General features: G+C 63.0%; 16 protein-coding genes. 6 read left to right on the forward strand and 10 right to left on the reverse strand.

Translation table 11 applies throughout. The features are described 5' to 3' along the window. The first annotated feature begins 1 nt into the window (after position 1). The 3 genes from J3A64_RS10705 to J3A64_RS10715 are packed head-to-tail and all read left to right on the forward strand — an operon-like array spanning position 2 to position 3,071. The gene (locus tag J3A64_RS10705) at positions 2-1,222 is read left to right on the forward strand and encodes a Gfo/Idh/MocA family protein (RefSeq protein WP_210064274.1); all 1,221 of its coding nucleotides are present in this window, start codon (positions 2-4) and stop codon (positions 1,220-1,222) included. 32 nt (positions 1,223-1,254) lie between these two features. Next, positions 1,255-1,956, forward strand: coding sequence for a ThuA domain-containing protein (locus J3A64_RS10710; RefSeq protein WP_210064275.1), 702 nt, complete (start codon positions 1,255-1,257; stop codon positions 1,954-1,956). Next, positions 1,941-3,071 carry a Gfo/Idh/MocA family protein gene (locus J3A64_RS10715; RefSeq protein ID WP_210064276.1) on the forward strand — a complete coding sequence of 377 codons (1,131 nt, stop codon included), beginning with the start codon at positions 1,941-1,943 and terminating at the stop codon, positions 3,069-3,071. Before J3A64_RS10710 ends, J3A64_RS10715 begins: the two co-directional genes overlap by 16 nt. Before the next feature lie 87 nt (positions 3,072-3,158). Here J3A64_RS10715 and J3A64_RS10720 read toward each other — a convergent pair whose 3' ends face one another. Genes J3A64_RS10720 through J3A64_RS10750 form a run of 7 tightly spaced genes read right to left on the reverse strand, consistent with a single transcriptional unit; the run spans position 3,159 to position 11,139 of the window. Further along, positions 3,159-4,028 carry a CoA ester lyase gene (locus tag J3A64_RS10720; protein WP_210064277.1) on the reverse strand — a complete coding sequence of 290 codons (870 nt, stop codon included), beginning with the start codon at positions 4,026-4,028 and terminating at the stop codon, positions 3,159-3,161. Positions 4,029-4,068: 40 nt separating this feature from the next. Continuing rightward, positions 4,069-4,554: a MaoC family dehydratase gene (locus J3A64_RS10725; protein ID WP_011774245.1), complete on the reverse strand. Its 486-nt coding sequence runs from the start codon at positions 4,552-4,554 to the stop codon at positions 4,069-4,071. Then, entirely contained in the window at positions 4,551-5,303 is a 753-nt protein-coding gene (locus J3A64_RS10730; protein WP_011774244.1) for a CoA transferase subunit B, read from the reverse strand. Before J3A64_RS10730 ends, J3A64_RS10725 begins: the two co-directional genes overlap by 4 nt. Continuing rightward, on the reverse strand, positions 5,300-6,133 hold the full coding sequence (locus J3A64_RS10735) for a CoA transferase subunit A (RefSeq protein ID WP_210064278.1): 834 nt from the start codon (positions 6,131-6,133) through the stop codon (positions 5,300-5,302). The genes J3A64_RS10730 and J3A64_RS10735 overlap by 4 nt, the downstream gene beginning before the upstream one ends. 37 nt (positions 6,134-6,170) lie before the next feature. Beyond that, positions 6,171-7,334 carry an acyl-CoA dehydrogenase family protein gene (locus J3A64_RS10740; protein WP_210064279.1) on the reverse strand — a complete coding sequence of 388 codons (1,164 nt, stop codon included), beginning with the start codon at positions 7,332-7,334 and terminating at the stop codon, positions 6,171-6,173. After that, positions 7,331-9,526 carry a biotin carboxylase N-terminal domain-containing protein gene (locus J3A64_RS10745; protein ID WP_210064280.1) on the reverse strand — a complete coding sequence of 732 codons (2,196 nt, stop codon included), beginning with the start codon at positions 9,524-9,526 and terminating at the stop codon, positions 7,331-7,333. Before J3A64_RS10745 ends, J3A64_RS10740 begins: the two co-directional genes overlap by 4 nt. 2 nt (positions 9,527-9,528) lie before the next feature. Further along, positions 9,529-11,139, reverse strand: coding sequence for a carboxyl transferase domain-containing protein (locus J3A64_RS10750; protein ID WP_210064281.1), 1,611 nt, complete (start codon positions 11,137-11,139; stop codon positions 9,529-9,531). 141 nt (positions 11,140-11,280) lie between these two features. On the opposite strand from J3A64_RS10750, the gene J3A64_RS10755 reads away from it, so the two are divergent. From J3A64_RS10755 to J3A64_RS10765, 3 genes are all read left to right on the forward strand, one after another. After that, positions 11,281-11,913: a TetR/AcrR family transcriptional regulator gene (locus J3A64_RS10755; protein WP_014921249.1), complete on the forward strand. Its 633-nt coding sequence runs from the start codon at positions 11,281-11,283 to the stop codon at positions 11,911-11,913. A 72-nt stretch (positions 11,914-11,985) separates the two neighbouring features. Next, positions 11,986-13,938, forward strand: a complete 1,953-nt coding sequence (locus tag J3A64_RS10760) for an HNH endonuclease signature motif containing protein (RefSeq protein ID WP_210064282.1) — start codon at positions 11,986-11,988, stop codon at positions 13,936-13,938. Between the two features lie 306 nt (positions 13,939-14,244). Beyond that, complete coding sequence (locus J3A64_RS10765; RefSeq protein WP_011774237.1) at positions 14,245-15,117, forward strand: NAD(P)-dependent oxidoreductase; 873 nt, start codon at positions 14,245-14,247, stop codon at positions 15,115-15,117. Between the two features lie 77 nt (positions 15,118-15,194). Here the strand turns inward: J3A64_RS10765 and J3A64_RS10770 are convergent, their stop codons facing one another. From J3A64_RS10770 to pdhA, 3 genes are read right to left on the reverse strand one after another with little or no spacing between them, the layout of a single operon-like run. Then, positions 15,195-16,607: a dihydrolipoamide acetyltransferase family protein gene (locus tag J3A64_RS10770; RefSeq protein WP_210064283.1), complete on the reverse strand. Its 1,413-nt coding sequence runs from the start codon at positions 16,605-16,607 to the stop codon at positions 15,195-15,197. Then, a complete protein-coding gene (locus tag J3A64_RS10775) occupies positions 16,604-17,614 on the reverse strand; it encodes an alpha-ketoacid dehydrogenase subunit beta (protein ID WP_011774235.1) in 1,011 nt (336 codons plus the stop codon). Before J3A64_RS10775 ends, J3A64_RS10770 begins: the two co-directional genes overlap by 4 nt. After that, positions 17,614-18,783: a pyruvate dehydrogenase (acetyl-transferring) E1 component subunit alpha gene (gene pdhA, locus J3A64_RS10780; RefSeq protein WP_210064284.1), complete on the reverse strand. Its 1,170-nt coding sequence runs from the start codon at positions 18,781-18,783 to the stop codon at positions 17,614-17,616. The genes J3A64_RS10775 and pdhA overlap by 1 nt, the downstream gene beginning before the upstream one ends. Between the last annotated feature and the right edge of the window lie 83 nt (positions 18,784-18,866).

Consider the following 18,866-nt stretch of genomic DNA (forward strand, 5'->3'; position numbering starts at 1 on the left):
GATGACCACACCACAACCCTTACGCGTGGGCATGGTGGGCTATGCCTTCATGGGCGCCGCCCACTCGCACGCATGGCGCACGGCACCGCGCTTTTTCGACCTTCCGCTGGCACCTGAACTCACCGCAATGGCGGGCAGGAACGAGGAAAGTGTACGGGCAGCAGCCGGTAAATACGGTTGGGCCTCCATCGAGACCGACTGGCGCCGCCTCATTGAGCGCGACGACATCGACCTCATCGACATCTGCACTCCGGGCAACACCCACGCGGAGATAGCTATCGCAGCGCTGGAAGCCGGTAAGCACGTCCTTTGCGAAAAACCGTTGGCCAACTCCGTGGAGGAAGCCGAGAAGATGACGCTGGTGGCCAAGGCCGCAGCTGAACGCGGTGTGCTCTCCATGTGCGGCTTCAGTTACCGACGCACCCCTGCCTTGGCGCTGGCCAAGAGGATGGTGGACGACGGCCGCTTGGGCGAGATCCGACACGTCCGTGCCCAGTACCTTCAGGACTGGCTCAGTGACGCCGAGGCTCCGCTGACCTGGCGGCTGGACAAGTCCAAATCCGGGTCCGGCTCGCTCGGCGACATCGGCGCGCACAGCATCGATGCCGCGCAATGGATCACCGGGCTCAACATCACCGGGGTCTCCGCTCTGCTGGAGACGTTCGTGAAGGAGCGCCCGGTAGGCGGTGACTTCGTGGGTCTGGGCGGCCACGGCGGCGCTGACGGGCCGCGCGGCCCGGTGACCGTGGACGACGCCGCGCTGTTCACCGCCCGTTTTGAGGCCAAGCACGACGGCGGCGCTGACGCCGGCTCACGCGCCACTGGCGCTTCCGGCCCCATTGGCATTTTCGAAGCCACCCGTTTTGCCTTGGGACGCAAGAACGCCATGCGCCTGGAACTCAACGGCACCAAGGGGTCCATCGCTTTCGACTTCGAGGACATGAACTCGCTGCAGTTCTACGATTCTGCCATGGAACCCGATGCAGGCTTCCGAAAGATCATGGTCACCGAACCCTCCCACCCCTACGCCGCCAACTGGTGGCCCACCGGGCATGGTCTCGGTTATGAGCACGGTTTTACTCATCAGGTGGTGGACCTTGTGACAGCCATCGGCGCAGGCGAGCAGCCCTCGCCGTCGTTCGCTGACGCGTTGCAGGTGCAGAAGGTCCTGGCCGCGGTGGAGGCCAGCGCAGACAATGCCAGCCGCTGGCAGAACATCTGACTGATATGAATACGCCCGATACGAAGGAAACCATGACAAGCAACAACAAGACAGCGCTGGTGGTTCGCGGCGGTTGGGACGGACACCAGCCGGTGGAAGCCACGGAGCTGTTCATTCCCTATCTGAAGGACAACGGCTACGACGTCCGGGTGGAGGAATCGCCCAAGATCTACGCCGATCCCGACTACATGGCCGGAGTGGACCTGATCGTGCAATGCATGACCATGACCACCATCGAGAAGGATGAGTTCGAGGGCCTACGCACCGCCGTCGAAAACGGCACCGGCCTGGCGGGATGGCACGGTGGCATCGCCGACTCCTACCGCAACAACTCGGACTACCTTCACCTGATCGGCGGCCAGTTCGCCTGCCACCCCGGCAAGCATGCCGACGAGCGGGTCGGGGAGCAATCAGACAATTACGTTCCCTACACCGTCAACATGTTGCCCGCTGCATCCGAACACCCCATCACCCAGGGAATCGGCGACTTCGACCTCGTCACGGAGCAGTACTGGGTCCTGTCCGACGACTACATCGATGTGCTGGCCACCACCACCCAGAAAGTCCGCGAGTGGGACCCGTGGAACCGTGAGGTCACCTCGCCCGCCATCTGGACCCGTCAATGGGGCACGGGCAGAATTTTCGTCTGCACCCCGGGCCACCGCGTGGAAATCCTCCAGGACAACAACGTCCGTACCATCATTGAAAGGGGCATGCTGTGGGCGTCTCGATAACCCCTGCCAAGCCGCTAAACGTCGGAGTCATCGGGTGCGGCGCCATCATTGCCCAGTACCTGAGCAACTTCCGCCGGCTGGATCCCATCAACCTGGTGGCCGTAGCGGACCTTGACCCGGCGCGGGCGCAGGCCGTGGCCGACTCCTACGATGGTGTCCGGGCGCTGTCCGTGGACGAACTCCTGGCAGCGGACGATGTGGACCTCGTCCTGAACTTGACCATCCCTGCGGCCCACGCGGACATCGCGCTCAAAGCAATCGCCGCCGGCAAGTCGGTCTACGGTGAAAAGCCGTTGGCTGCTACAACGGCTGAGGCCCGGGAGGTACTTGCGGCCGCCGCAGCAGCGGGGGTTGTGGTTGGTTGCGCACCGGACACCGTGCTGGGTACTGGCATCCAGACTGCCCGTAAAGCGATCGACGACGGTCTGATCGGCGCCCCCGTCTCCGCCACTGCAACCATGGCGACGCCGGGGCATGAGCGTTGGCACCCAAACCCGGACTTCTACTACCAGCCCGGAGGTGGACCGTTACTGGACATGGGTCCGTACTACGTCTCGGCGCTGGTCACACTTCTCGGTCCTGTGGTGTCAGTGGTGGGTGCTGCCAGCCACACGCGCAGCCAACGCACCATTGGTTCGGGCCCGCGTGAGGGACAGGTGGTCCCGGTGGACATCGACTCGCACGTCACCGGGGTTCTGGTCCATGAGTCCGGCGCCTTGTCCACCCTCTTCATGAGCTTTGACGCCGTGAAAACCAAGAGCCCCAACATCGAGATCCACGGTGAAAAGGGGTCACTCATCGTGCCGGATCCCAACCACTTCGACGGCGACGTGCAGCTCTTTGCACTCGGCGCCGAGGACTGGGAAACGCTGCCCGTCTCCGCCGGGTATGTGGACTCCGGACGTGGCTTCGGCATCGCCGACCTCGCAGCAACTCCGCCCGGACAGGAACCACGCGCCGGCGGCCGGCTCGCTTTCCACGCTTTGGACATCATGGAATCTGTGCTGGAATCAGCCAAGAGCGGCCAAGCGGTCGCCATCAGGAGCACGGCCTCGCGGCCCGCTGGGGTTGAACTGGTGGAACTGACGGAAGTCTCGACGCCGGTACGCGCCTAGCGCTCTGGCCACCCTAACGAATCCGGCCCCTGTTTGCCCACCTCGCCGTTCTACGGTGTGTGGGACAAACAAAGGCCGGATTCGTCGTTAGTGCCTTGCACGGCGGAGCGTCGCTTCCGCGTGCTTAAGGATGGGGCCGTCGATCATCTTCCCCTTGAACTGGAACACACCTGTGCCTGCCGCAGCCGCCGCTTCAAGAAGTTCCGTGGCTTGGGCTACGGCTTCGTCGGTGGGCGCGTAGGCCTCCCGGACCACGGCCACCTGGTTCGGGTGGATGCAGGCTTTCGCTCCGAAGCCACTGGAAACGGCATCCCGGGACTCGGCGGACAAACCCTCAAGGTCCGGGATATTCACGTACACGGAATCGATGGCTTCCTTGCCGGCGGCCTTCGCGGCAAGCAGCACGGCGGACCGTGAGTGCAGCGCGACAGCCCGGTACCCGCCGTCGTCGTTCCTGCTGGAGAGGCCACCCAGGGAAGCCAGCAGGTCCTCGGCACCCCACATCAGACCCACGACGTTCGGCTCGGCGGCGATCGAAGCAGCATTGACGATGCCTGCCGCGGTTTCACAAAGCGCGATGACCTGATAATCCTCTAAAGACCTGAGCTGCTCCGCACTCTCCGCCTTTGCCAACATGACGGTGCGGTAGGGCGTCCTGGCCAGAGCCTCAAGATCGAGCTCGAACTCCTGCGTCCCCACGGGATTCACCCGAACAATGGTGCGGCTTGGCTCAAGACCGCCTGTACCTTGCCCTGCGGAACCTGCCTGTTCAAGAATCGCTTCGCGGGCCCCCTTCTTGTCCGCCGGAGCCACGGCGTCCTCGAGATCCAGGATGACGGCATCGGAACGCTCAGATGCCTTCCCGAAGCGCTCCGGCCGGTCTGCAGGGCAGAACAAGAGGGCCGGACCCATGGTAAACGGAAGAACCGCCGTGGTGGACGAGTCGGTGGAGGGCATGCGAATTCCTTGCTGCTGAAGTGCTGACACGAACGGAAAACTATGACTGGGCGGCGTGCGCTTCTTTGGTCCACATCAGGCAGGTCCGGGTGGCCAAGGCAACCACTGTCCCGTCTTGATTACGGCCAGTGTGCTGCATGGTGGCCACTCCTTGCCCGGGGCGGGACGAGGACAGCCGCTTTCCCGTGATCACCGTTTCCGTGTACAGGGTATCGCCGTGATACAGCGGGTGCGGAAAAGTGACATCCGTCAGTCCGAGCTGCGCAATGATGGTTCCCTGGGTCAGCTGGGTCACCGACTGCCCCACCATGGTGGACAGAGTAAACATGGAGTTCATGAGCCGCTGCCCGAACGGCTGACCGGAACTCCATGCCGCGTCCAGATGCAGCGCTTGCGTGTTCATGGTCATGGTGGTGAAGAGGACATTGTCCGTCTCCGTGACGGTGCGTCCGGGTTTGTGGGCATAGATCACGCCCTCTTCAAGTTCATCGAAATACAGCCCACGCTGCTCCACCACCCGCGTCATACAGTGAGCTCCTGGTCTTCCTCGAACAGCTCGGCCCCTGTAGCGGCCAGGACGTCCTCAAGCGTGACGTTGGGCGCCAACTCGCGGAGGACCAAGCGTGGGTCACCTTCGTCCTTAACGACGTCGATGACTGCCAGGTCAGTGATGATGCGGTCCACACACCCCTTTCCTGTGAGCGGGAGCGTGCAGTCCTGGACGATTTTCGGCCTGCCGCTGCGGTCCATGTGTTCCATCATGACAATGACCTTCTTGGCGCCGAACACCAGGTCCATGGCACCACCCATGCCCTTGACCATCTTGCCTGGAATCATCCAGTTGGCCAGGTCACCGTTCGCGGCCACCTCCATGGCACCCAACACAGCGACGTCCACATGTCCGCCGCGGATCATGCCGAAGGACGACGCCGAGTCGAAGAACGCAGCACCCGCATTCGTGGTCACGGTTTCCTTTCCGGCGTTGATCAGGTCCGGATCCACCTTGTCCTCAGCCGGGTACGGGCCCACTCCCAGAATCCCGTTCTCAGAGTGAAGAATGACCTCCACGCCGTCCGGAATGTAGTTGGGGATCAGAGTGGGCATCCCGATTCCCAGGTTCACGTATTGCCCGTTGGTGAGTTCCTTGGCCACGCGGGCGGCCAGTTCGTTGCGGGTCCAGCCTTTGGCCTCGTGATGTTCGACGTCGGCGCGACGGTATTCGTGCCGGACGGCTTCGGGACGGGGCGGGATGTCCTGGTACGTGTTGTCCGTCATCGTGCCGCTCCTGCCTGGTCTGTTCCGGATTGGGCTGTTCCGGACTGGCCTGGTCCGGACTGGCCTGGTCCGCTACTGGGTGCCAGCGCTACCGTGCGCTTTTCTATCCGCTTCTCGCTAGACGCTGCCACCACCACCCGTTGGACGAAAATCCCCGGCGTATGGATATGCTCCGGGTCCAGCTCGCCGGGTTCCACCAACTCCTCCACTTCGGCGATGGTGGTCCTTGCCGCCATGGCACAGAGGGGGTTGAAGTTCATGGCTGTCGCGTGGAAAACGAGGTTGCCGTGCCGGTCACCCTTCCAGGCATGGACCAAACCGAAATCAGGTGTCAGGGACTCTTCCAGCACATAGTCCGCGTCATTGAAGGTCCGTACCTCCTTCGGCGACGAGGCCAGCGCAACGTTCCCTTCGGCGTCGTACTTCTGCGGGAGGCCACCTTCGGACACCTGGGTTCCCACACCCGCCTTGGTGTAGAACGCAGGAATGCCGGCGCCACCGGCGCGGAGCTTCTCGGCCAGGGTGCCCTGTGGAGTGAGGACTACTTCCAACTCCCCCGCCAGGTACTGCCGGGCAAATTCCTTGTTCTCGCCCACGTACGAACTGATGGTCCGTCTGATTCGACCATCCTTAAGGAGAATGCCAAGGCCCCAGTCGTCCACCCCGCAGTTGTTGCTGACCGTCTCAAGATCGGCGGTGCCTTGGCTGTGCAGGGCTTCGATCAGGGAGACGGGGATACCGCATAAGCCGAAACCTCCCACCGCTAGCGAGGCTCCGTCCGGGATGTCCTTCACCGCTTCCGCGGCGCTGGCAACAACCTTGTCAATCATCCTTGATCCTTCCCTGCCACTGCCGACCCACGTACGGTTACAGACCCAGCTCGCGGGCGATGAGCATCAACTGGACTTCGGTGGTGCCCTCCCCGATTTCAAGGATCTTGGAATCGCGGTAATGGCGTGCCACCGTGAATTCGTTGATGAAGCCATAGCCGCCGAACACCTGGGTGGCGTCCCGCGCGTTGTCCATGGCTGCCTCGCCTGCGACCATCTTAGCGATGGCCGCTTCAGTCTTGAACGGCTTGCCCGCCAGCATCCTGGAGGCGGCGTCGTAGTAGGCAAGGCGGGCAGTGTGGGCCCTTGCCTGCATGCGAGCGATCTTGAACTGGATGGCCTGGTACTTGCCGATGTTCTGCCCGAACGCGCTGCGTTCCTTGGCATACTTCACCGACAAGTCCACGCAACCTTGAGCCGCGCCCGTGGCCAGCGCAGCGATCGCGATGCGGCCCTCGTCCAGGATGGAAAGGAAGTTCGCGTAGCCGCGGCCGCGCTCACCCAGCAGGTTCGCTTCAGGAACCCGGACATTGTCCAGGGTGAGCGGGTGGGTGTCGGAAGCGTTCCATCCCACCTTGTTGTACGGCTTTTCTGCAGTGAACCCGGGCGTGTCCGTGGGGACAAGGATGGTGGAGATTTCCTTCTTGGTGCTGCCGTCGGCATTCTCCTTTTTGCCCGTTACTGCCGTGACGGTGACCAGTGTGGTGATGTCCGTACCGGAGTTGGTAATGAACTCCTTATTGCCGTTGATCACCCATTCGTCGTTTTCCACGTGGGCGTTGGTCTTGGTACCGCCGGCATCCGAACCGGCTTCGCGCTCAGTCAAGCCAAACCCAGCCAAAGAACGTCCGGACGCCAACTGTGGCAGCCACTCTTGCTTCTGTTCCTCCGTGCCGAAGCGGAACACCGGCATGGCGCCCAGGGACACTCCGGCTTCGAGGGTGATGGCCACCGACTGGTCCACGCGTCCCAGCTGCTCCAAGGCCAAGGCAAGGGCGAAGTAGTCTCCGCCCATCCCGCCAAACTCTTCGGGGAACGGCAGGCCAAACAGGCCCATCTCCCCCATCTGCTTCACAACCTCGTAGGGGAAGCTATGCTCTTCATCGTGCTTGGCGGAGACCGGTGCCACAACTTCGTCGGCAAACTCGCGGACGGAGTCGCTGAGGTCCTGGTACTCCTCATTCAGGTCAAACGTGCTCATGACTGGACTTCCTTGTCTGTGTTCTTGTCTGTGGTGGCCGTGTCGTCTGCGGCGTCAGCTACGTGAATGGTGGCGAGCACCTGGTCGGCTTTGACCAAATCGCCGGGTTTGCTGGTGAGGTGGACGGTTCCAGCAACGGAGGCCACCAGTTGGTGCTCCATCTTCATCGCTTCGACGGCAAGGAGGGCTTGGCCTTCCTCCACGGAATCTCCGTCGGCCACGGACACGGACACCACCGTCCCGGGCATGGGTGAGCGCACCTCCGGATCGGCCACGCCTTCTTCGCGCTGGATGCCGGCGAGCATCCGCCGTAGGCGCTCTGCCCGGTCCAGGACCTCGAGCCGGCAGGACCAGCCATCGTTGCCCACGTACAGCTCGCGGACACCGGCCGTCACACCCGGCGCCATCCCAACCGCGAAGGTGACCAAGCCGCCGTCGAACTCCAAAGCGACGCTGTTGTCGCTGCGGTCCGCCACCCGAACGCTGACCGGGTCCCCGCCGTTGACCATTGCCGATACGGTGCCGCGCTGTTCGGTGTTGGATACCGTCTCGGTGATGGACACCGTTGCGATTTCACCGCCCGGAACACCAAGCGTGGCTGTCCACGCGCCGCGGGCGCCGACGCGCCAGGCATCGGGAGTCTTCCACGCGTCACCGGCGAGCGCCGGGCCGGTGCGCTCCAGCCACAGTGTGAGAGCGGCGGCGATCAGTTCCCTGGAACCAGCATGCCGGAACTCCATGGACGGCAGCCTGCGCTCAATCAGCCCGGTGTCGAGGCGCCCGGCCCGGACGTCGGGATCGTTGATCAGCAGGCGCAGGTACTCCACATTCGTGTCCACGCCCAGCAGCGTGTAGCGGCCAAGGGCAGCGTCGAGGGTATCCAGCGCCGCTGCCCTGTCCTCGCCCCACGCGATGATCTTGGCGAGCATGGGGTCGTAGTCGCCCGTGATTTCCAGGGTGTCCCGCATTGCGGAGTCAATGCGCACGTTGGCGTGGGCGCGTTGCTGACCGGAGACGGTTTCATCCGCTGCGCCCTGCTCGGCGAGCGCCACAATGCGACCCATCGACGGCATGAAGTTCCGCTCCGGCACCTCAGCATAGACCCGCGCCTCCGCAGCGTGGCCATTAAGTACGACGTCGGACTGCGCCACGGTGAGCACTTCACCGGCGGCGATCCTCACCTGCCATTCCACGAGGTCGATGCCCGTGACCATCTCCGTGACGGGATGCTCCACCTGCAGCCGGGTGTTCATCTCCATGAAGAAGAACTCGTCGGGGTGCTCATCGGACACCAGGAACTCTACGGTTCCCGCGCCGCTGTAATTGACAGAACGCGCTGCGTTGCAGGCCGCCTCGCCGATACGGGCCCGTTCCTCCGCACCGTCCGGCAATGATTCGAACAGGGCAGACGGGGCTTCCTCAATGACCTTCTGGTGACGGCGTTGGAGGGAGCACTCGCGCTCGCCGAGGTGGATGACGTTGCCGTGGTTGTCGGCCAGGACCTGGACCTCGATGTGACGGGGTGCGCGGATGAGCCTTTCCAGGAAAAGGGTGTCGTCACCGAAAGCGGACGCTGCCACGCGCCTTGCCGTTGCGAGCGTGGAGGCCATGTCCTCGGGCCGTTCCACCACGTGCATGCCTTTGCCGCCGCCACCTGCAGAGGGCTTGATCAGCAAGGGGAAACCGACCCCCGGCGCCGCCTCGATCAACTCCTGATCGGAGAGTCCGGGCTTGGCGATGCCGGGGACGCACGGAACGTCGTAGGCCATCACGTGGTTCTTGGACCGGATCTTGTCGCCCATGACCTCGATGGCACCGATGCCGGGTCCGATGAACGTGATGCCCGCAGCGTCCAGCGCTTTGGCGAACTCCACGTTCTCGGACAGGAAGCCATAGCCCGGGTGGACTGCCTCCGCCCCGCTCCTACGGCACGCGTCGATGATGGCGTCGATCTTCAAGTAGCTTTCCGCGGGTGCCGTGCCACCTATGGCGACGGCGGTATCGGCGAGGGTCACGTGCTTGGCGTCTTTGTCCGCGTCCGAGTACACGGCGATGGAGCGGATTCCCATCTCCTTTAGTGTCCGGATGACGCGGCAGGCGATCTCACCACGGTTGGCAACGAGGACGGCACCGAAGGTTCTGGAGTCTACTGCCGTGCTGCCTGGGGCTGTGGTTGTTGTTGGCAGGGTCATGATCACATCCTGAAGAGACCGAAGGAGGTCTCGGGCAGTTGTTGGCGGGAGACGACGTCCAGGGCCATTCCCAGGACACGCCGCGTGTCAGCGGGGTCGATAATGCCGTCGTCCCATAGGCGCGCAGTGGAGTAGTAGGGGCTTCCCTGGTCTTCGTATTGCTGTTTGATGGGAGCTTTGAAGGCTTCCTCGTCCTCGGCGGACCATTCTTCGCCCGCAGCCTCGTACTGATCCCTCTTGACCGTGGCGAGGACGCTGGAGGCTTGGTTTCCTCCCATGACGGAGATCCGGGCCGCCGGCCACATCCACAGGAACCGTGGCGAATAGGCCCGGCCGCACATGGAGTAGTTGCCCGCACCGAAGGAACCACCGATGACCACTGTCAGCTTGGGCACCCGAGCCGTGGCCACTGCGGTGACCATCTTGGCGCCGTTCTTGGCGATGCCGCCCTGTTCGTAGTCTTTGCCCACCATGAAACCGGAGAGATTCTGCAGGAAGATCAAAGGAATGCCGCGCTGATCGCAGAGCTCAATGAAATGGGCGCCCTTCAGGGACGATTCACTGAAGAGGACACCGTTGTTGGCAACGATGCCCACCGGGTGGCCGTGCAGGTGCGCGAAGCCGGTCACCAGCGTGGTGCCGTAGTTCTTTTTGAACTCGTGGAATTCGGAACCATCCACCAGTCTCGCGATGACTTCGCGGACGTCGTACTGGGCGTTGACGTCCGTGGGAACCACGCCGTAGATCTCTGAGGGATCGACGACGGGCGGCAGGACGACGTCGGACACGTCCCATGCCGGCTGCGCCGGCTTCGGTAACGTCGACACGATATCCCGCACGATCTCCAGCGCATGTTGGTCGTTCTCGGCCAGGTGGTCCGTGACCCCGGAAATCCGGGAGTGCACGTCGCCGCCGCCCAGTTCCTCGGCGGTAACGATCTCGCCGATGGCTGCTTTGACCAAGGGCGGGCCACCCAGGAAGATGGTGCCCTGGTTCCGGACGATGACCGTCTCGTCGCTCATGGCGGGAACATAGGCACCGCCGGCCGTGCACGATCCCATGACGGAGGCGATCTGCGGGATCTTGGCCGCGGACATTCTGGCCTGGTTGTAGAAGATCCGGCCGAAGTGCTCCTTATCCGGGAAGACCTCGTCCTGCTTGGGCAGGAATGCACCCCCGGAATCCACCAAGTAGATGCAGGGAAGCTTGTTCTCCAAAGCAATTTCCTGAGCCCGGAGGTGCTTCTTCACCGTCATGGGATAGTAAGTGCCGCCCTTGACCGTGGCGTCATTGGAGATCACCAGGACATGGCGTCCATGGACCAAACCAATGCCCGCAATAACCCCGGCACCCGGGGAATCATCGTTGTACATGCCGTTCGCAGCCAAGGGTGCAATCTCAAGGAACGGGCTGCCGTCATCGAGCAGGTAGTCGATGCGTTCCCTCGGAAGAAGCTTTCCGCGGGCGATATGCCGCTCCCGGGACTTTGCCGGACCGCCGAGGGCCGACGCCGCCAAGCGTTCCCTCAATTCCTTCACCAAGGACAGTTGCGCCTCCTGGTTGGCTTCAAAGGTGCCGCTGGCGGCTCCCGTCAGGCTGGCGATTGTCTCCATTGACCCCTGTTCCATTCCCGGCCACAGGCCATTTCGGTTAGTGCCACGTAACTGAAATTTAGGTTAGTCTGTATTAACTGTGATGTCCAGCACAGTCGGTCCCGACAGCAGGTCGGGCGGGGCTGACGCAAGGAGGAAAACGTGACCGGAGGTCCGGAAGCAAGCATCAATGGCACGCGCACCGCCGCTACACAACGCGGCCAGGCAAAGGAGCTCCGCAGATTGGCCCTGTTGTCCGCTGCAGCAGGACTTTTCGCCGAAAACGGCTTTACCCGCGTGTCGCTTGAGGACCTCGGAGCAGCAGCAGGTGTCAGCGGACCCGCCGTGTACAGGCATTTTCCCGGCAAGCAAGCCGTCCTCGGCGAGCTTCTTCTCAGCGTCAGCCGCGACCTCCTGGACGGCGGATTGCGGGTGGTATCGGAATCGGACGATCCCCGGTCCGCACTGAAAGGCCTGATCCAGTTTCAGGTTGATTTCGCGCTCAGCAATCCTGACGTCATCCGTGTCCAGGACCGGGACTTCGGAAGTCTCAGCGACGCCGACCAAGCCGAAGTCAGATCCCTCCAGCGCAGTTACGTCGAAACTTGGGTTGACGTCCTGGCCCGTATTCACACGGACGCAGATGTCCCCGGCCTCCGGGTCCGGGCACACGCAGCCTTTGGATTGATCAATTCCACACCCCACTCGGTGCGTCATCACGGCAGGAAGATCGCTGTAAAGTCGGCCAGGCCCATCCTGGAACAGATGGCTTTGGCGGCTCTGACGTCGGCCTGATTTTCCGGCGGTAGGGGGGGCGTCCTTGAACGTTGCGCTAAAAATGTCAGACCCCGATGAAATGATTTTTTCATGGAGAAATTGGCGCAGTCGATGGCATCATGGGCGGAATCGTCCCCTGCTGTTGCTGCCCTGACTGCGATACGGTCACGACACTTCTTGAGCATGCCGGACTTGGTTAAGGCCGGGTTCAAGGATTCGACGGCGCCAGCCACCGTTACCTGTTACTTCCATGACGCCGGGCTGCTCAAGGGCCCGGCCGAATCCGCTCCGACGTCTGATGCACCCGCCCAAAGCGCCGGATTGATCCCGGCCGTCCAACTGATCCAAAGTCACGACACAGAGGCGCCCGAGCATCTTTCGGCTGCCAGGCCGGACCTGACGGCGCTTCTTGACGACAGCGCGGCATTTCTGGTCTCCGCACGCTTGTCCGCTGCCGACGAGGCTTCCCAGTTGGGGTTTGTTGAGGCCGCGGATTTTGCTGGCAGGGTCGAGGAGATCTCGCGATCCGTGGAGTATTTGCAGGTGGTTGCGGCGCACGCCGTGGAACGGACCCGGAAGGAAGCTCAGCAAGCCCGGCCGGGGGTGTCGGCGGCAGCGCCGGAATGGCGGACAGGTTGGACTGAACCGGCGGGGCCTTCGACGGTTCCCGCAACCTCAGCCTCGGCGGATACTGTCCCGGCGGGAGCAGCAACTCATACCAGTACGGCCGTCGCGGGTGCGGGCAATGCGACGGCGACGGCATCCGCCAATCCTTTGGATGATGGGTACCGGAACGCGGCGGAGTTCCTTCGGGCACGGTTGCGGATCGGCATCGGCGAGGCCCGGCGCCGGCTCGCACTCGCCGCCGAGGTCCTCCCCCAAGCCGGAACGACCGGGCAGGTCCTCCCGGCCCGGCGTGAAATCCTCGCCGACGCCATCGGATCGGCTTTGGTGCCCTCCCGGTCCGCGACGATCATCAGTACCGCCCTGGACAAAGTCCGGCACCTCGCAGAACCCGGGACCATCACCGACATGGAACACGCCCTCACCACCACCGCCATCGAATCCGATCCCGACTTCGTGGCCAAGATGGCCCGACGCTGGATCGACCTCATCGATCAGGACGGTCCCGAACCCACTGAAGAAGCACTCCGGCAACTCCAAGGCGCGTTCCTCCGCCACCGACGCCGCCACGGACTCCACCACCTCGAAATCTTCGCCACCGCAGAACAATACGAAACCCTCACCACCGCCATGAACGCCGCCACCAACCCCCGACTCACCACCACAGCCGAGGGCGGCCCGGACGACGAACCTGGCACGGGAGCCCCGGCCGGAGCAGCCACAGACGGAACAGACCCCGACGGATCAGGCGCCGACGGCCGAGCGGCGCATGGAACAGGACCTGGATTAGCCGGCCCCGACTTGGACCGGCGCTCGAGGGCCCAGAAACTCCTCGACGGCCTCGTCGGTGCGTGCAGCGTCGCGATGAGCACCGGGAAACTCCCGTCGAACGGCGGCCTCCGACCCCAAGTCACCGTCACCATCGACCGCCGCGACCTCTTCAACCAACTCCAACTCAGCCCCACCCAGCCCGGATCCGGGAACCGGCTCAGCACCGGGACCGCCACATTCCTGGGCCCGATCCACCCCAACACCATCCGCAAAATCGCCTGCGACGCCGACATCCTCCCCGTCCTGCTCGGCAGCGACTCCCAAATCCTGGACATCGGCCGCACCACCCGGATCTTCCCACCCCACATCCGCAAAGCCATCACCGCCCGCGACCAAGGCTGCGCCTTCCCCGACTGCACCATGCCCGCACCCTGGTGCGAAGCCCACCACACCACCTACTGGTCCCACGGCGGCACCACAGGCACAAACAACGGCACCCTGCTCTGCAGCCACCACCACCACCTCATCCACAAGGAGCAATGGCGCATCGACATGACAACAGGAATCCCCTGGTTCATCCCCCCACCCCACATCGACCCCCACCAAAAACCCCGACGCAACCACCACCACACACCCCACCAAATATGAGGGGGAGTTGCCGGTCTGGGATCTCACGGCTGCGAGCCTGACGTGGAACTTTAGCGGAGCATCATTGGCTGCCCGTGACAGATACTTCGACACGTACTTCCGTGCGCACGTACTTCCGTGCGCACGCCGGCAACCGCACGCCCGCGGGGCGTTCCGGTTTTCCTAGGACTCACAGGGCCTGCCTTAGGGGCTGCACTCAACAGACGTGCCACATAGGCTGGAAAACCTAGTCACGCTGAACCGGCGAGGAATCGCGGGTTAGGTCCAGCTCCATATCCAGGAGCACTAAATGTCGAGGAGCACTAAATGAGGATTGCTGTCACGGGCGGAAGCGGGAAACTGGGCAGAAGCGTGGTCCGGCGGCTCACGCAGGACGGCCACCAAGTGCTCAACATTGACCGCGTCGGAGCACGGGGCCGTGGTTTTGTGAACGTGGACCTTCGCAACTACGGACAGGTTGTGGATGTCATCCTGGGCCTGGACGATCAGCACCACGGCTTGGACGCGATCGTTCACTTGGCCGCCATCCCGGCACCCGGCCTGGCTCCCGACGCCGCGATTTTCGAGAACAACATGGTCTCCACCTACAACGTCTTCCAGGCCGCACGGAGGGCCGGCATCAAGAAGGTGGTCTACGCGTCCAGTGAGACCGTGCTCGGCCTCCCCTTCGACGTTGATCCGCCTTACATTCCCGTGGATGAGGAGTACGCGGCGCGACCGGAAAGCACCTACTCGCTGGTCAAACACTTGGAGGAGCAGATGGCCATCCAGCTGACCCGGTGGGACCCTGACCTCAGCATCACAGCGCTTCGCTTCTCCAATGTCATGGATCCCGAGGACTACGATGCCTTCCCGGCTTTCGACTCCGACGCAACGCTCCGCAAGTGGAACCTCTGGGGTTACATCGACGCCCGGGATGGTGCGCTGGCAGTGGTCCGGGCCCTGGAACATGGTGAACCGGGCTTCGAGACCTTCATCATCGCTGCCGCCGATACCGTGATGAGCCGAAGCAGCGCCGAACTGGCAGCGGAAGTCTTCCCCGGCGTCGAGGTCCTTAAGGAACTGGGCCAGAACGAAACCATGCTGTCCATCGACAAAGCCCGCAGGCTGTTGGGCTTCGAGCCGGAGCACAGCTGGCGCAACGTCCACTCCAACCGCACCACGCCCACCGAAGATTAACGCGCGACGGCCCACCCCTTAGCTGCAGTTACCTGCAAGCACTCGTAAAGGGATGGGCCGCCGCAGCCTTTATCAAGTTAGATCATGGTCATGACCATGGCGGGGTCGGCCAGTATGTCGCCGAGATCCGCGAGGAACCGAGAACCCTGTTCGCCATCCACCAAGCGGTGGTCGAAGGACAGGCTGAGGGACATGACCTGTCGGACGGCGAGTTCGTCGTTGACAACCCATGGCGCCTTCCGCACCGCACCCAAAGCCACAATGGCGGCCTCGCCCGGATTCAGGATAGGAGTCCCGGCGTCGATGCCAAACACGCCGATGTTGGTGATGGAGATGGTGCCACCCGACAACTCCGACGGCGAGGTTTTGCCTGCACGCGCGGTGTCCGTCAGGTCAGTCAGCTCCGTGGAAAGCTCCCGCAGCGTTAGGCGGTCAGCGTCCTTGATGTTCGGAACGGTCAGGCCCCGGGGCGTTGCAGCGGCGATGCCCAGGTTCACGTAGTTGAACTGGACAATCTCCTGGCTAGCCTCATCCCACCGCGAATTCAGGGTGGGATTGTTCCGCAGTGCCACCAGCACTGCCTTGGCCGCAATGGTGAGCGGCGTCAGCTTGTAGCCTTCGAACGCCTTGTTGCCCTTGAGCCTGGCCAGCAATTCCATGGTTGCCGTGACGTCCACTGTGAGGAACTCCGTCACGTGCGGTGCCGTGAAGGCACTCTGCACCATTGCGGCGGCCGTGAATTTGCGAACACCCTTGATGGGCGTGCGGCTTTCCCGCTCATTTTGCCCGTCAGAAACAGGAGTTGCCTGGGCAGTTTCCGCTGCGCCGATGTAGCTTTGGACGTCTTCACGGGTGATGAGCCCGCCCTGACCCGTACCGGGCACCAGCTGAAGGTCGATTCCGAGGTCGCGGGCCAGTTTGCGAACGGGTGGCGTAGAACGCGGACGCTCGGAGGCCACGTCCGCCTGACGTGACAGGACGGGCTCGGCGATCGCCGGAGCCTCCGGCGTCGGGGACTTAACGTCTTGAACGTTTCCGCGGGCACGCCGTGTTGGGCGACCGGAATGTTCGACGACGGCCCCGTACCCCACCAGGTTCGGCTCTCGTTTCGCCGGGCTCCCCACGGCTTCAGCGGCGACAGCGGCCGGCGCACCATTCGCAGCCGTGTCGACGACGGACCGGTCACCAGCGGACCGGTCACCAGCAGCCGGTGCGCCGCCCCCGTTGGAGGATCCGGCGTCGTCCACCTCGAACGAAACGATTGGCTTGCCAACCTCCACCACAGTGCCGGGCTGCTCATGAAGTTCTGCCACCACTCCCGCGAAGGGAGAGGGCAACTCGACAACGGCCTTGGCAGTTTCAACCTCGGCGATGACCTGGTTCAGAGTAACGGTATCCCCCACCGCCACCTTCCAGCTCAGGATTTCCGATTCGGTCAGGCCTTCGCCAAGGTCCGGCAGCCTGAATTCCTTGATCATGGTGGCGGTCATCCTTCCAGTCCACTCAACGAGTTGCTGCGGCCCAGTGCACGGTCCACGCCGTCGAGAATCCTGTCCAGATCCGGCAAATGGTGCATCTCGAGCTTCGAGTACGGGTACGGGACGTCGAAGCCAGTGATGCGGACCGGAGCGGACTCCAGGTAATGGAAGCAGCGTTCGGTGATGCTGGCCGCGATCTCGGCGCCCAGGCCACCTGACTGGCCGGCTTCATGGGTGATGACCAGTCGCCCGGTCTTGCGAACAGAAGCTTCGACTACCGGGTAGTCCACGGGGGCCAGCGAGCGCAGATCGATGACTTCCACCGAAAGGCCTTCGTCGGCGGCAGCCATGGCAGCGTCCTTGGCCGTCTTCACAAGGGGACCGTAAGCGACTAGCGTGACATCCGAGCCGGAGGTCACCACGGCAGCCTTGTCCAAGGGAAGGGCGGTGGAGAGATCAAGGGTCTCATCCACATCGCCTTTGTCGTGATACCGGCGCTTAGGCTCGAAGTAGAGCACGGGATCATCGGAGGCAATCGCCTGCTGAATCATCGTGTAGGCATCCTGAGGGTTGGAAACCGCCACCACGCGCAAGCCCGAGGTGTGAGTGAAGTACGCTTCGGGTGATTCGGAGTGGTGCTCCGGTGATCCGATCCCGCCACCGAAAGGGACCCGGATGGTAATGGGCATCTTGACCCGTCCCTGCGTGCGGTAGTGCATCTTGGCTACCTGGCTGACGATCTGGTCGAACGCCGGGTAGATGAAACCGTCGAACTGGATCTCGCACACCGGGCGGTAGCCGCGGTAGGCCAAGCCCACCGCGGTGCCGATAATGCCTGACTCAGCGAGCGGTGAATCGATGACCCTGTGCTTCCCGAAATCTTTCTGCAGACCATCAGTGACGCGGAAAACGCCGCCGAGCGAGCCGATGTCTTCGCCCATGAGGACCACTTTGGGGTCGTTTTCGAGGGACTTGCGGAGGCCGGCATTGATGGCACGGGCAAAAGTGAGCTTGGACATCAGAGTGCACCTTCCTCGACTGGCTGGTTGAAGCTGTTCAGGTAGCGGGAATAGTGATCCTTCTGGCGCTCGATCCAGGAATTGGGGGTGCTGTTGACGTGGTTGAAAACGTCCAACGGTTGCGGGTCCGGCATATCAATGCAGCTGGCACGAAGTTCTGCGGCCACAGCATCGGCCTTCGCCTTGACACGGGCTTCAACGTCGTCGGTCAGCAGGCCTTTGGTTTCCAGCAGCTTGCGCAGCCTCAGGATGGGATCCTTGGCCGCCCAATCCTCCAACTCGATGGGGTCACGGTACCGTGTGGGGTCATCGGCCGTGGTGTGCGGACCCATGCGGTAGGTAACAGCCTCAATAAAGGTGGGGCCCCCACCCTTGCGCGCCCGGTCCAAGGCCACACGAGTCGCGGCCATGACAGCCAGGACATCATTGCCATCCACCCGCATGCTCGGGATACCGAATCCGGTAGGCCTGTCAGCGAGCTGAACGTGGGACTGTATGCGGACGGGCTCGGAAATAGCCCAATGGTTGTTCTGGCAGAAGAACACCACAGGAGCCTGATAGCTCGCGGCGAACACCATGGCCTCGTTCACGTCGCCTTCACTCGTGGCACCATCACCAAAGTAGGCGAGGACCGCGGTGTTGGCACCGTCCAGCTGGACACCCATGGCGTATCCAGTGGCGTGCAGGCTCTGGGAACCAATGATGATCTGGGGCGTCGCCAGGTTGATGCGCAGGGGATCCCAACCATAGGAGGCGTTGCCACGCCACACGCGGGCTATCTCAGAGAGATGGGCGCCACGCACATAGGCCACCCCGCTTTCGCGGTAGCTCGGGAAGACGAAGTCATCGTCCCTCAACGAGCGGCTGGAGCCGATCTGGGCCGCTTCCTGACCAAGGAGCGGCGGCCACAACGCCAGCTCCCCTTGGCGTTGGAGTGCCGTAGCTTCGGCATCAATCCGGCGGATAACGGTCATGTCCTCATACAGGGAACATAATTGCTCGTCGCCGATGTCCTTGACCCAGATATCAAACTCGGGATGGCTGATGCGCTCGCCTTCCGGCGACACCAACTGCAGCAGATCGCCGCCAGTCCTCAAGGGATTTTGTGCACTATGTCCTGGGCCCGGAGCTTCTTGATGAACTCCCTTGCCCGCCTGATCCGTCAACACAGGTGATCGCAACCTTCCGGCTCGTTTTCGTCGGCGCTGGCTGGACTTGTGATCCTGCCGCAGACCGGCCCTCCGGCACCTTC

It is taken from the genome of Pseudarthrobacter sp. PvP004 (assembly GCF_017876035.1).
GTDB classification, from domain to species: Bacteria; Actinomycetota; Actinomycetes; order Actinomycetales; family Micrococcaceae; genus Arthrobacter; species Arthrobacter aurescens_A.

What these genes read in the sequence shown, in the direction of transcription:
- J3A64_RS10705 (WP_210064274.1), top strand. Translation starts at nt 2, where the DNA reads ATGACCACACCACAACCCTTACGCGTGGGCATGGTGGGCTATGCCTTC.
- J3A64_RS10710 (WP_210064275.1), top strand. Translation starts at nt 1,255, where the DNA reads ATGACAAGCAACAACAAGACAGCGCTGGTGGTTCGCGGCGGTTGGGAC.
- J3A64_RS10720 (WP_210064277.1), bottom strand. Translation starts at nt 4,028, where the DNA reads ATGCCCTCCACCGACTCGTCCACCACGGCGGTTCTTCCGTTTACCATG.
- J3A64_RS10725 (WP_011774245.1), bottom strand. Translation starts at nt 4,554, where the DNA reads ATGACGCGGGTGGTGGAGCAGCGTGGGCTGTATTTCGATGAACTTGAA.
- J3A64_RS10730 (WP_011774244.1), bottom strand. Translation starts at nt 5,303, where the DNA reads ATGACGGACAACACGTACCAGGACATCCCGCCCCGTCCCGAAGCCGTC.
- J3A64_RS10735 (WP_210064278.1), bottom strand. Translation starts at nt 6,133, where the DNA reads ATGATTGACAAGGTTGTTGCCAGCGCCGCGGAAGCGGTGAAGGACATC.
- J3A64_RS10740 (WP_210064279.1), bottom strand. Translation starts at nt 7,334, where the DNA reads ATGAGCACGTTTGACCTGAATGAGGAGTACCAGGACCTCAGCGACTCC.
- J3A64_RS10745 (WP_210064280.1), bottom strand. Translation starts at nt 9,526, where the DNA reads ATGACCCTGCCAACAACAACCACAGCCCCAGGCAGCACGGCAGTAGAC.
- J3A64_RS10750 (WP_210064281.1), bottom strand. Translation starts at nt 11,139, where the DNA reads ATGGAGACAATCGCCAGCCTGACGGGAGCCGCCAGCGGCACCTTTGAA.
- J3A64_RS10760 (WP_210064282.1), top strand. Translation starts at nt 11,986, where the DNA reads ATGGAGAAATTGGCGCAGTCGATGGCATCATGGGCGGAATCGTCCCCT.
- J3A64_RS10765 (WP_011774237.1), top strand. Translation starts at nt 14,245, where the DNA reads ATGAGGATTGCTGTCACGGGCGGAAGCGGGAAACTGGGCAGAAGCGTG.
- J3A64_RS10770 (WP_210064283.1), bottom strand. Translation starts at nt 16,607, where the DNA reads ATGACCGCCACCATGATCAAGGAATTCAGGCTGCCGGACCTTGGCGAA.
- J3A64_RS10775 (WP_011774235.1), bottom strand. Translation starts at nt 17,614, where the DNA reads ATGTCCAAGCTCACTTTTGCCCGTGCCATCAATGCCGGCCTCCGCAAG.